This is a genomic window from Salinimicrobium soli, assembly GCF_048323655.1.
GTDB classification, from domain to species: domain Bacteria; phylum Bacteroidota; class Bacteroidia; order Flavobacteriales; family Flavobacteriaceae; genus Salinimicrobium; species Salinimicrobium soli.
On record NZ_JBLUWW010000003.1, the window covers coordinates 844,527 to 855,770 of the forward strand.

At 41.2% G+C, this 11,244-nt stretch carries 12 protein-coding genes and 1 rRNA gene; 8 read left to right on the forward strand and 5 right to left on the reverse strand.

What is annotated here, in order from left to right; genetic code table 11:
- Positions 1-4: 4 nt before the first annotated feature.
- Complete coding sequence (locus tag ACNORC_RS13295; protein WP_418336143.1) at positions 5-322, forward strand: CCC motif membrane protein; 318 nt, start codon at positions 5-7, stop codon at positions 320-322.
- A gap of 74 nt (positions 323-396) precedes the next feature.
- Here ACNORC_RS13295 and rocD read toward each other — a convergent pair whose 3' ends face one another.
- Positions 397-1,638 carry an ornithine--oxo-acid transaminase gene (rocD, locus tag ACNORC_RS13300; RefSeq protein WP_418336144.1) on the reverse strand — a complete coding sequence of 414 codons (1,242 nt, stop codon included), beginning with the start codon at positions 1,636-1,638 and terminating at the stop codon, positions 397-399.
- Positions 1,639-1,812: 174 nt separating this feature from the next.
- Between rocD and rlmD the strand changes: the two genes are divergently transcribed.
- The 3 genes from rlmD to ACNORC_RS13315 are packed head-to-tail and all read left to right on the forward strand — an operon-like array spanning position 1,813 to position 4,386.
- Entirely contained in the window at positions 1,813-3,225 is a 1,413-nt protein-coding gene (gene rlmD, locus ACNORC_RS13305) for a 23S rRNA (uracil(1939)-C(5))-methyltransferase RlmD (RefSeq protein ID WP_418336145.1), read from the forward strand.
- Entirely contained in the window at positions 3,204-3,710 is a 507-nt protein-coding gene (locus tag ACNORC_RS13310; RefSeq protein ID WP_418336146.1) for a DUF6452 family protein, read from the forward strand. The genes rlmD and ACNORC_RS13310 overlap by 22 nt, the downstream gene beginning before the upstream one ends.
- Positions 3,676-4,386 carry a DUF6048 family protein gene (locus ACNORC_RS13315; RefSeq protein WP_418336147.1) on the forward strand — a complete coding sequence of 237 codons (711 nt, stop codon included), beginning with the start codon at positions 3,676-3,678 and terminating at the stop codon, positions 4,384-4,386. The genes ACNORC_RS13310 and ACNORC_RS13315 overlap by 35 nt, the downstream gene beginning before the upstream one ends.
- On the opposite strand, the gene ACNORC_RS13320 is transcribed toward ACNORC_RS13315, so the two are convergent.
- A complete protein-coding gene (locus ACNORC_RS13320) occupies positions 4,383-5,543 on the reverse strand; it encodes a THUMP domain-containing class I SAM-dependent RNA methyltransferase (protein ID WP_418336148.1) in 1,161 nt (386 codons plus the stop codon). The genes ACNORC_RS13315 and ACNORC_RS13320 overlap by 4 nt on opposite strands.
- A gap of 45 nt (positions 5,544-5,588) precedes the next feature.
- On the opposite strand from ACNORC_RS13320, the gene ACNORC_RS13325 reads away from it, so the two are divergent.
- The 3 genes from ACNORC_RS13325 to ACNORC_RS13335 are packed head-to-tail and all read left to right on the forward strand — an operon-like array spanning position 5,589 to position 7,418.
- The gene (locus ACNORC_RS13325) at positions 5,589-6,320 is read left to right on the forward strand and encodes an SAM-dependent methyltransferase (protein WP_418336149.1); all 732 of its coding nucleotides are present in this window, start codon (positions 5,589-5,591) and stop codon (positions 6,318-6,320) included.
- Positions 6,320-6,988: a ZIP family metal transporter gene (locus ACNORC_RS13330; RefSeq protein ID WP_418336151.1), complete on the forward strand. Its 669-nt coding sequence runs from the start codon at positions 6,320-6,322 to the stop codon at positions 6,986-6,988. Before ACNORC_RS13325 ends, ACNORC_RS13330 begins: the two co-directional genes overlap by 1 nt.
- A gap of 1 nt (position 6,989) precedes the next feature.
- A complete protein-coding gene (locus ACNORC_RS13335) occupies positions 6,990-7,418 on the forward strand; it encodes a DUF4268 domain-containing protein (protein WP_418336152.1) in 429 nt (142 codons plus the stop codon).
- 3 nt (positions 7,419-7,421) lie between these two features.
- Here ACNORC_RS13335 and ACNORC_RS13340 read toward each other — a convergent pair whose 3' ends face one another.
- Together ACNORC_RS13340 and ACNORC_RS13345 are read right to left on the reverse strand one after the other, a co-directional pair.
- Positions 7,422-8,897, reverse strand: coding sequence for a sensor histidine kinase (locus tag ACNORC_RS13340; RefSeq protein ID WP_418336153.1), 1,476 nt, complete (start codon positions 8,895-8,897; stop codon positions 7,422-7,424).
- Positions 8,898-8,901: 4 nt separating this feature from the next.
- A complete protein-coding gene (locus ACNORC_RS13345; RefSeq protein WP_418336154.1) occupies positions 8,902-9,645 on the reverse strand; it encodes a LytR/AlgR family response regulator transcription factor in 744 nt (247 codons plus the stop codon).
- 213 nt (positions 9,646-9,858) lie between these two features.
- Here ACNORC_RS13345 and ACNORC_RS13350 point away from each other — a divergent pair, with 213 nt between their 5' ends.
- Positions 9,859-10,824 carry a hypothetical protein gene (locus tag ACNORC_RS13350; RefSeq protein ID WP_418336155.1) on the forward strand — a complete coding sequence of 322 codons (966 nt, stop codon included), beginning with the start codon at positions 9,859-9,861 and terminating at the stop codon, positions 10,822-10,824.
- 319 nt (positions 10,825-11,143) lie between these two features.
- On the opposite strand, the gene rrf is transcribed toward ACNORC_RS13350, so the two are convergent.
- Positions 11,144-11,244 (reverse strand): 5S ribosomal RNA (rrf, locus tag ACNORC_RS13355); the annotation flags it as partial.

Here is an 11,244-nt window from a genome sequence, read left to right on the forward strand (position 1 = left end):
AATTATGGAAAAACCAACTTTACCAAATTCAACTTTGATTCTTGTATTCGGAATCCTCTCAATCCTTACCTGTTGCTGCTATGGCGTACTTGGTCTCATTTTCGGAATTGTGGCCCTCGTACTCGCTAAACGAGCCAGAGAGGTCTACGCCGCAGATCCTGATATTTATAAAGGCTATGACAATGTCAAAACGGGAAGAATTCTAGCGATCATAGGAATAGTACTTTCCTCCCTGTACCTGATCGCCACCATTGTTTCAATAGCGATCTACGGTTGGGATGGATTACAGGAGATGACCCGAGACATGGAGTATAACTTTTAGAATTTCTTCAATAGTAAAAAAGCTGCCATCCGGCAGCTTTTTTTATTTTATTTAAATAATTGTTTTACAACTACTTACTCAAATTCTTTTAAAGTTTTAGTTATAATATCCACACAGTCCCTCAACTGCTCCTCATTCATTACAAGCGGGGGAGCAAAGCGGATGATATTTCCGTGAGTTGGCTTCGCGAGAAGTCCATTCTCCTTCAGCTGCATACAAATATCCCATGCAGTAGAACTGTCTTCAGAATCATTAATAACAATAGCGTTTAAAAGTCCTTTTCCGCGAACCAGGTTCACGATCTTAGAATTCCTGATATAATCATCCATCAATCTGCGGAAGAGATTCCCTAATTTTTCAGCATTTTCAGCTAAATTTTCATCCCTGATCACTTCAAGGGCTGCCATTGCCACCGCACAAGCCACAGGGTTCCCTCCAAAAGTGGAACCGTGTTGCCCGGGTTTGATCACATTCATTACAGGATCATTGGCCAGTACAGCTGAGACGGGATAAACCCCTCCGGAAATGGCTTTTCCAAGTATCAGTACATCCGGTTTCACCTCTTCGTGATCAACCGCTAAAAGTTTTCCTGTTCTTGCAATTCCCGTTTGAACTTCATCAGCAATGAACAAAACATTGTGCTGCTCACATAAAGCTTTCGCTCTTTTCAAGAAACCTTCAGAAGGCACATAGACCCCGGCTTCACCCTGAATTGGCTCCACAAGGAATCCTGCAACATGTTCATTCTCTTTTAAAGCTTTTTCCAAAGCTTCGGTATCGTTGTATGGAATCTTTATAAATCCGGGAGTGTAAGGACCAAAGTTCTTACGTGCATCTTCGTCATTAGAAAAAGAGATGATGGTAGTGGTTCTTCCGTGGAAGTTATTCTCACAAACAATGATCTTGGCCTCGGCCTCATTCACCCCTTTTTCCTCGTAAGCCCATTTACGGGCGATCTTGATAGCGGTTTCTACGGCCTCTGCCCCTGTATTCATTGGCAAAAGCTTGTCGAAACCAAAATATTCGGTGGCGAACTTCTCATATTTTCCCAATACATCATTATGGAAAGCACGGGAGGTAAGCGCCAGTTTTTGAGCCTGAGCAGTCATTGCCCCTACTATCTTAGGATGACAATGCCCCTGGTTTACTGCGGAATAAGCCGAAAGAAAATCATAGTATTTCTTTCCTTCCACATCCCACACATGAACACCTTCTCCTTTTTCAAGGACTACCGGAAGCGGGTGGTAATTATGGGCCCCGTATTTTTCTTCCAGCCGAATGGCTTCTTGTGATGAAATTTTTTCTGAAACTGTCATTTTGTTCAATTTTACATGTTATTACTTCAAATTCCTGCTTTCCAGAAGTACCTAAAAACCGGTAATTTGAGGAGAGAAATCATCCTGAATTGAGAAGTCGCAAATTACTAAATGTTTCCCGATTTTTTAAAGCCTTAGCCCTTTAAATCTTAGCTTTTATCCTATTTTTGCCGCATGGGAAGAAAGAACAGAAATAAAGAATTTAAAGAACTTGAAGTCATAGATGCCGGCGCTAAAGGAAAGAGTATTGCCAAGGCCCCTGACGGAAAAGTCATTTTTATTGGCAACGCGGTTCCGGGAGATGTCATTGATGTACAGACAACCAGAAAGAAAAAAGCGTATTACGAAGGCACAGCCACAAAGATCCACAAGTTTTCAGATAAGCGGGTGGAACCGCCGTGTATACATTTTAGCGTTTGTGGAGGTTGTAAATGGCAGTTCATGGGATATGAACACCAGTTGTTCTATAAGCAGAAAGAAGTTGAAAATAACCTGAGAAGGCTTGGAAAAATAGAACTTCCTGAGATCACCCCAATTCTAGGAAGCAAGGAGATCTATTTTTACAGGAATAAAATGGAATTCTCCTTTAGCGATAGCCGTTGGTTAACTCAGGAGGAGATACAGAGTGGTGAAGAGATCGAGCAACGTAACGCACTTGGTTTTCACATTCCGGGAATGTGGGACAAGATCCTCGATATTAAGGAATGTCATTTGCAACAGGCACCCAGCAACGGGATTCGTAACAGCATCAAAGAATTCGCAATTAAGAATAATATTTCCTTTTTCAACACCAGGGAACAGAAAGGAATGTTACGTACGCTGATGATCCGTACTTCTTCAACGGGAGAGATCATGGTGTTGCTTCAGTTTTTTGAAGATGACAGAAAGCAAAGGGAATTATTACTTGATTTCGTCGCAGAAAAGTTTCCGGAGATCACTTCCCTTCAGTATGTGATCAACTCTAAAGGAAATGACACCATTTACGATCAGGAAGTCATTTGTTACAAAGGAGAAGATCACATCTTTGAAGAAATGGAAGGACTCAGATTCAAGATCAACGCAAAGTCCTTCTATCAGACCAATTCTGCACAAGCTTATGAACTTTACAAGATCACTCGCGACTTTGCGGGCCTTACCGGAAACGAGCTGGTATATGATCTTTACACCGGAACAGGTACTATTGCTCAATTTGTAGCTGCAAAAGCACAAAAAGTAGTAGGAGTTGAAGCAGTACCAGAAGCTATTGAAGATGCCAGGGAAAATGCACGCAACAACGGAATAGAAAATACTGAATTCTACGCCGGGGACATGAAAAAGGTGTTTACAGAAGACTTTATTAAGCAGCATGGCCATCCCGATGTGATCATTACAGATCCCCCAAGGGACGGAATGCACAAGGATGTAGTTGCACAAATTATTGGTATCTTGCCGAAGCGTATCGTCTATGTAAGTTGTAATTCTGCCACACAGGCAAGGGATCTGGCTTTACTGGATGAGCATTACAAAGTGACACGGGTGCAGGCAGTAGATATGTTCCCGCAGACGTTTCACGTAGAAAATGTGGTATGTTTAGAACTCCGAAAATAATCAGGTTCCAAAAATGGCTTTTTTCAGCAGGTATTTTCCTGCTGTTTGCCGGGTGTCAAAAAGATGATCTTTGCCCGCAGGATACCGAGACCACTCCAATGCTGGTGATCGAATTTTATGATGCTGAAGATCCGTCAAGTCTGAAAGCGGTTTCGAATCTTGTAGTGATCGCTTCAGATAAGGAGTCGAGGTTTCTTGGACCTACAACTGCAAACCAGGTGGCAATTCCGCTGAAAACAAATGAAACCTTTACCGAATTCAGGTTCATTTCCTCGAGCGGAACTCCAAATGAGAATGAAGACGTGGTCACTTTCACCTACGATCCCACTCCGGTCTACCTTAACCGCGCCTGCGGATATAAAATTGCGTATAGAAACCTGGATGTAACAGTGACTAATGATGACGATAACTGGATACAGGGAGAAATTGTTTTACAAGAAAATGTAGAAAATGAAACAGCAGCACATATTTCTTTTACTCATTAGTCTTTTCGTTTTCTCATCTTCTGCATTGACTGCTCAGGAAGATCAGGTTGCCGATACTCTTGTGTATCGCGAAAAATATGGCCTCCGGTTAGGAGTTGACATCAGTAAACCGGTAAGAAGCCTCATCGATGCCGATTACCAGGGACTGGAAATCAAAGGGGACTATCGCATTTATGACGACTATTACCTCGCTGCCGAATTGGGTACTGAAGAAAATCTCATAGCTGAAACCAATGTTACTGCTTCGGCAAAAGGAAGCTATATCAAAGTGGGAGCCGATTACAATGCCTATAACAACTGGATTGGCATGCAAAACATGATCTACGCAGGCTTGCGCTACGGATTTTCCACCTTCTCCACCGAACTTCAGGAGTATTCAATTTATACCAATGACAGTTATTTTGAACCAGATTTACGTGTGGAGCCACAGGAATTCAAAGATCTTACAGCCAGCTGGATCGAATTGCAACTGGGGGTGAAAGTCGAAGTACTGACTAACCTTTACCTGGGTACCCACGTGGAATTGAAAAGAAGGGTCACAGAGGTGAAACCAAATAATTTTGACAACCTTTATATTCCGGGTTTCAACCGCACCTATGACGGAAGCTTCTATGGAGTTGGCTACGGGTATTCAATCTCTTACCTTATCCCGCTATACAAAAGGAATCGCCTTTAGAGATCCTGTTTTTTCGCTTTTTTACTGCCTTCGTAGATCTCGTACTTCAATAATCGGGATTCTAGGGAGCCGTTAAAGACCTTGATCTTACGGCTGGGTCTCAACCCAACATGCTTAATAGCCTCTATATTAGAAGTCACAAACCAGGCCTCTGTACCGGGATATCCCTGTTTTAAGGTGTCCCCGATCGATTTATAAAATTCCGGCATGTCTATTTCCAGTCGTTCTCCATATGGAGGATTGAACATCATGTGCAGGTGGCGTTCGGTTTTCTTTTCAGTAGTAAAGAAATCAGCCTGCTCCACGGTGATGAATTCTGAAAGATTAGCATTGTCAATATTATCCTTGGCCTTTCTTATTGCCGAAGGAGCCTTGTCATAACCTTTGATCGTAAAATGAAAATCACGCACCTTTTTCAAAACTGATTCTTCTATCTTCTCAAAAAGGTCTTCATCCCAATCTTTCCATTTTTCAAATCCGAATTCTTTTTTGTTCAGGTTCGGCGGAATGTTGCACGCGATCATGGCAGCTTCAATTAGAATAGTACCACTCCCGCACATAGGATCCATAAAATCACATTGCCCATCCCATCCGGAGTGTAATAAAAGTCCGGCAGCCAAGACCTCATTGATGGGGGCGATATTCGTTGCCGATTTATAACCTCTCTTATGCAGAGATTGTCCTGAACTGTCAAGTGAAACAGTACAGGTATCCTTTTCAATATGGATGTTGATTCGAAGCGTAGGAAAATCCAGGTCGATGCTTGGTCTTTTTCCGAGCGTATTCCGGAAGCGATCTACAATGGCATCCTTTGATTTTAAAGCCACATACTTGGAATGTGTAAACCTTGGAGAATGAACTGTAGCATCAATGGCAAGGGTTTCTTCTGCTTCCAGGTGCTTTTCCCATTCCATATTATAGACATGCTTGTAAAGATCTTCTTCAGAAAAAACCTTAAAACTGGCAATGGGTTTCAGGACCTTAATGGCCGTACGAAGAGAAAGGTTCGCTTTGTACATAAAACCTTTATCCCCAACAAAAGATACGGACCTCACGCCTTCTTTAACATCTATCGCTCCTAAATTCCGTAATTCCTTTGCCAGTAAAGGTTCAAAACCAAAAAGGGTTTTGGCAACCATTTCATAATTATTTCCCATGTCTAATTTTCTCTTAGAGGCAAAAATACATTAATTTTGACCGATATGGAATTAGCTGAAAAAAACTGGTATTCGTCGTGGTTTGACACCCCTTACTACCACATTCTTTATAAGAACCGGGGAGATGAAGAAGCCCAAAATTTCATGAAGAACCTGGTTTCGTTCTTAAAACTTAAGCCGGGTGCAACCATCCTGGACCTTGCCTGCGGGAGGGGCCGGCATTCGCGGTTTTTAAATAAGGAGGGATTTGATGTAACGGGCGTGGACCTTTCTGAAAACAATATCGCTTACGCCAAACAGTTCGAAAATGAAAATCTGCACTTCGCTACCCATTGCATGTGTGAACCTGTCAATGAGAAATTCGATGCCGTATTTAACCTTTTTACGAGTATAGGATATTTTGAAGAGGAAGAAGATAACCTTCGAACCATCATGTCCATCAAAGAAGAATTGAAACCTGAAGGTTTTGGTGTAATAGATTTTATGAATGTCAAAAAGGTCATAAAGGATCTCATTCCCGAAGAAGTTAAGACTGTAAAAGGAATTGAGTTCGATATTTCCCGAAGCGTAAAAGACGGTTACATCGTAAAAGATATCCGATTTGAGGATGAAGGCGAAGAACATCTCTTTACTGAAAAAGTAAAAGCCCTTACACTGGAGGGTTTTCAGGAATATTTTGAAAAAGCCGGAATAGAATTACTGCACATCTTTGGGAATTATGAACTTCAGGATTTTAATGAACAAACTTCAGACAGGCTGATTTTGATTTTCAACTAATGATCTATACACTTCCCTTACTGGCAGTAGTTGCAGGATACCTTATTTCCTTATTCATCAAGCCATCTACTTCAACAGGTTTCCAGTTGTTGCTATCCTTTAGTGGAGCCTTTCTATTATCGGTAACGGTTTTTGAATTGTTACCCGAAGTCTATACTTCCGGAAACGAACAGGTAGGCCTCTTCATAATGTTGGGCCTACTGTTGCAGATCTTCCTGGAATTTCTTTCCAAGGGTGTAGAACACGGCCATATGCACCATCAAGAGGAGTCGGCGAAATTCCCCCTTTTATTATTGCTCAGTCTTTCTCTGCACTCGTTATTAGAAGGATTTCCATTAAACACAAGCACCGATCTTTTGCACGGAGTGGTGATCCATAAGATCCCCGTGGCTGCCATTCTTTCTACTTTTTTAATCCATTCAGGGATCAGCAAAGGGCGGGTCATTTTATTCCTTACGATCTTTGCGGCAATGACGCCACTTGGCAGCTGGTTGCATTCCAGTTTTGAAGCACTTGACACGTATTCAATCTATATTTATTCCCTCGTGATAGGTGTATTTCTGCATGTTTCGACCACTATTCTTTTTGAGGCCTCGAAAAATCACAGTTTCAATCTCTCGAAACTGGCTGTGATCATTGTAGGGATCATTTTAGCTTATCTAATTTAACATGTTCAGCCGGGAGGAAGCAAAGAAGATAAGGCAGGAATTCTGGACCAGCTTCGGAAGGGAATATCCCCGGAAATGGCTCCTGTACAATACCAAAATGAAGGAGCTACAGCTCAAATTCAGTTTTGAACGTAAACTTGCCTTGGTTTCACTTGACATTTCTGATGAAGATGAAATGATAAGAGCTTATTACTTTAAAAAACTGCAGTCCCTTAAAACCATTTTAGAGAACGAGTATCTTCCAGAAGTGGTCTTTGACCAAAATTATTTATTGCCCGAAGGTAAAGAGATAGCCAGGATCTATGTCAAACTTGAGAATGTAAGTGTCTACAACAAAAAAGACTGGCCAAAAGTAAAGGAGTGGTTAGCTGAAAAAATGGAGGCCCTTGAAGCATTTTTTGTGGAGTACCGCGATATCATTGAGCAGTAGTTTCTATTTAAGAGGAATTCGGAGCTCTACCCGTGTACCCTTATTGACTTTTTCAGGATAAAGATCGGCATAAGTCAAAGAATATTTTCCTTCATAATCTTTGTAGAAAATTTGAAGTCTTTCTCTGGTGATCTGTAGCCCTAAAGATCTTCTTTGGTGAAACTTCTGCTGGTTTATTTCTTTTGATCTCTTCATCCCAATGCCATTATCTTCGATTGCTATTTTTATTTCAGTATCACTTTCCCTTTTCACAAGAATTGCGAGCTGCTTTTGGTCTACAAGAGAAAGTCCATGCCAAATGGCGTTTTCAACAAAGGACTGCAGGATAAGGGAAGGCACCTTTATTCCCTGCAGGTCCAATCCCTCTTCAATTTTAACTTTCAGATGGATTTGATTATCAAACCTGATGTTCTCGATGTTCACATATAACTGGATGGTTTCCAACTCTTCTGCCAAAGAACTTATTTTCTCCCTGGTAGCATCCAAAACTTTCCTGATGAACTTGGAAAATTTATTCAGATAGTAGACCGCATTCTCTTTTTCATTATTAATAATATAAAGTTTAATACTGTTAAGCGAATTAAAGATAAAATGCGGATTCATCTGGCTGCGCAGGAAGTTGACCTTCAGTTCTGCCAGTTCGCGCTCATATTGAGCCGTCAATTTATCGATCTTATCCCTTTCTACCTGTTTGCTCAGGGTTTCCACATTCGCTTCCAGCTTTTGCTGCACCTTTAGTCTGAGCTTTTCATTTTCTTCATTTTGTCTTATGAGCTCAAGCTTTGCCTGCCTGTTTTCCTGTAAAAGCAACTTTTGCTTATGGCCGAGTCCCAAAGAAAAAAGTAGATTCTCAAAAATTCCTGCAAGAAGAAAAAATCCGGAAGCTATCCTAAAATTGTCTTTTCCGAGGTTGAGTTGATAAACAAGAACAGGTCCCAGCCACCCGAGAAAAAGGATCAAAGACCCAAAAATGAGGTAGGATCTTAACGGAATGGGTCTTTTTAGAATGGGATAGTACGAAAGAATAGCCAGGATTGGCATATATATAAGAAAGAAAGTATACCCCAAATATCTTAAATGAGAGCCACCAACAAAATAGGAGATAAGGTGTATTAGAATGGCAATTCCTAAAAATATCAGGTTAGCACGCATCACATATTTATTCCAGCGCGGTGCATTTCGTTTCATTTCCAGGAAGCTGTAGGCGAAGAAAAGATATACGACAAAAGTGACCTCTGTAAGCAGGTACATAAAGTCCCTGAAATAGGTGATGTATATTATCTGATATCTTCCACTACTAAACCTAAGGATCGAAAATAATACCAGGAAAAGATAAAGGCTGTAAAAAAAATAGGACCTGATCTTTTGCTGAAAATACAGCAGAAAATGATATACAGCCAGGATAGAAAGCACCCCCGCGAAAAAAGTGAGCAGGCCGCTTTGAAAAGGCTGACGTATAATATCTATTAATTCTTCCAACTATTCAGGTTCCAAGAAGTTCGAGTAAATGAGCTTTTTTTGAACGGGAAACAGGAATGTTGGACCCATCCCTGAGGATCAAATATTGTCCGTCACTTTTGATAAATTCTGTAACACAGCCAAGGTTTACCAGGAATGAGTGATGCGCTCTGTAGAAAGAAGGATCATTTATTAAAGCCTCCATTTCTTTAATCTTTTTTGATACCACTTCCTTTTTTCCTCCTGCCAGATAAACTTCAGTGTAATTCCCGTCAGATTTACAATATATGATGTCTTCACTGCACACGTAAATGGTTTTATCTACAAAAGAAAGCGGGATCTTTTTAGAAGCAGGTTGTTTTCTCATATCCTGCATAATATTCCGAAGTTGCTCTCCCAACCTGTTGTTCTTCTTTCTATCCAGAACTCTTTCCGCAGCAACCTTAAGATCATCGGAATCTATGGGTTTTAGAAGGTAATCCACTGCATTCTCTCTAAAAGCCTGTAACGCATAGTTGTCATATGCCGTGGTAAAGATCAGCTCAAATTGTCGGAACTTCAAACTGTGTAACAGCTGGAAACCGTCCATTTGAGGCATTTCTATATCAAGAAATACACAATCGGGCTTAATGAGATCAATTCCTCTAACAGCCTCTAATGGGGTTACAAAAGTCGCACATACTTCGATCCAGGGACAAAAAGCATTGATCTCCCATTGCAGACTTTTTATCGCACTTATTTCATCATCAACAATTACCGCTCGTATCATAGGAATAGATTGCAATTTAAATTACAAAAAAGAATGGTATGTAAATACAAAGACTTCATAGTTGGTTATGACTGGAGTATAAGCAGGAGAATGATAAACATAACTAGCAGAATTACAACTTATAAAGTCTTATTTTCCAGTTATACATTAAGCGTTCGCCGGTCTTTTCTTTCCCTCTACTTTTAGCCTATTAACCATTTAAAATATTTGATTATGAAAGAACTACAATTATTTATCGAAACCAGGTACTGGCGGCTGTTGTTCTTTTCCTTTTTAGCAGCTTTTACCATGGGATGTGAAAAAGAAGAAGTGGAAACTACAGGCCTGGATGTTGCTAACGCAAGTGTAAAGGCGTTGAACACAGTGAAGATCACATCTACAGGAATGAACTTTATTGCACCCGAGGAAATTCCCTCCGGATGGAATACTTTCAGCTATTTGAACAAGACAGGAGAACCTCATTTCTTTATTCTTGTAAAGATACCCGAGGACAAAACGCTTGAAGAGTACCATGAGGAAGTAACTGTTCCTTTTAACAACTGGTTAAAGACCTGGAGGGAAGGAGCACCTGTACAAGATCCGGGAATAGCCTTATGGTTTTTTACTGATGCTGTTAACACGGGTGGTTCAGGATTAATTGATGCAGGTGAGACAGCGGTAACTTCCATTAACCTACAGCCCGGGAACTATATTATTGAATGTTATGTAAAGTTACCTAATGGAGATTTTCATTCAGTTGTTGGTATGCTGGATCAGATAAGGGTAACAGAAGAAGGGTCAAAGGTTAAAGAACCAAAATCTGATGTATCGCTCATTATTGACGGAAATGGAATGACCATGGAAGGAGAAGTGAAACGACCCGGCCTTCATACTTTTTCTGTTGACTTTATACCCGGAAGTGCTGCTGACGTTCACCTGGTAAGAATTGAAGATCCGGAGGGCGCAGACCGGAACCAGTTAAATGACTGGATGTACTGGGCTAATATTATTGGCTATGAAAAAGAAGGTCTTATGACTCCGGCTCCGGCAGGATTCAGTTTCCTTGGAGGTTCACAGGAACTTGCGCAAGGTGGCAGAACCTATTTTCAAGCTGTTTTGAAACCTGGAACTTATGCACTTATTTCGGAAGTTGCTGATCCTATGAGTAGTGGTCACTACGTTGAATTTGAGGTAGAATAAGAAACCTTTCAGGTTTTTTTAAGCTGGTACTGTAAAGGGGAGACAGTGCCGGTTTTTTATTATTAAATAAGGTACCGATTGCAAACCTGAACCAACGGCTTTAAGGAGCGAGACCCTCCCACCTCCCGCAAGCAGGGCGGCGATCCTTGGACCGCGCTCAGGACAGCCCCCCGATTAGTCCCGATAGCTATCGCGGCTCCCACGAGATGCAGTACTCCCGATCCCGACGTTTCGGGAGGGACGCGAACGGGCCTAACTTCTCTGTTGATTTTATTCCATAAAAAAACCCTTCACCAAATAAATGATGAAGGGTTTAAAAGAAAGGCGGCGACATACTCTCCCACGAGATGCAGTACCATCTGCGCTAACGGGCTTAACTTCTCTGTTCGGAATGGGAAGAGGTGAGCCCCGTTGCTATAA

Coding starts and splice junctions, on each gene's coding strand:
- ACNORC_RS13330 (WP_418336151.1), top strand. CDS start 6,320: ATGATCTATACACTTCCCTTACTGGCAGTAGTTGCAGGATACCTTATT.
- rlmD (WP_418336145.1), top strand. CDS start 1,813: ATGGGAAGAAAGAACAGAAATAAAGAATTTAAAGAACTTGAAGTCATA.
- ACNORC_RS13295 (WP_418336143.1), top strand. CDS start 5: ATGGAAAAACCAACTTTACCAAATTCAACTTTGATTCTTGTATTCGGA.
- ACNORC_RS13325 (WP_418336149.1), top strand. CDS start 5,589: ATGGAATTAGCTGAAAAAAACTGGTATTCGTCGTGGTTTGACACCCCT.
- ACNORC_RS13345 (WP_418336154.1), bottom strand. CDS start 9,645: ATGATACGAGCGGTAATTGTTGATGATGAAATAAGTGCGATAAAAAGT.
- ACNORC_RS13315 (WP_418336147.1), top strand. CDS start 3,676: ATGAAACAGCAGCACATATTTCTTTTACTCATTAGTCTTTTCGTTTTC.
- rocD (WP_418336144.1), bottom strand. CDS start 1,638: ATGACAGTTTCAGAAAAAATTTCATCACAAGAAGCCATTCGGCTGGAA.
- ACNORC_RS13335 (WP_418336152.1), top strand. CDS start 6,990: ATGTTCAGCCGGGAGGAAGCAAAGAAGATAAGGCAGGAATTCTGGACC.
- ACNORC_RS13350 (WP_418336155.1), top strand. CDS start 9,859: ATGAAAGAACTACAATTATTTATCGAAACCAGGTACTGGCGGCTGTTG.
- ACNORC_RS13310 (WP_418336146.1), top strand. CDS start 3,204: ATGTTTAGAACTCCGAAAATAATCAGGTTCCAAAAATGGCTTTTTTCA.
- ACNORC_RS13320 (WP_418336148.1), bottom strand. CDS start 5,543: ATGGGAAATAATTATGAAATGGTTGCCAAAACCCTTTTTGGTTTTGAA.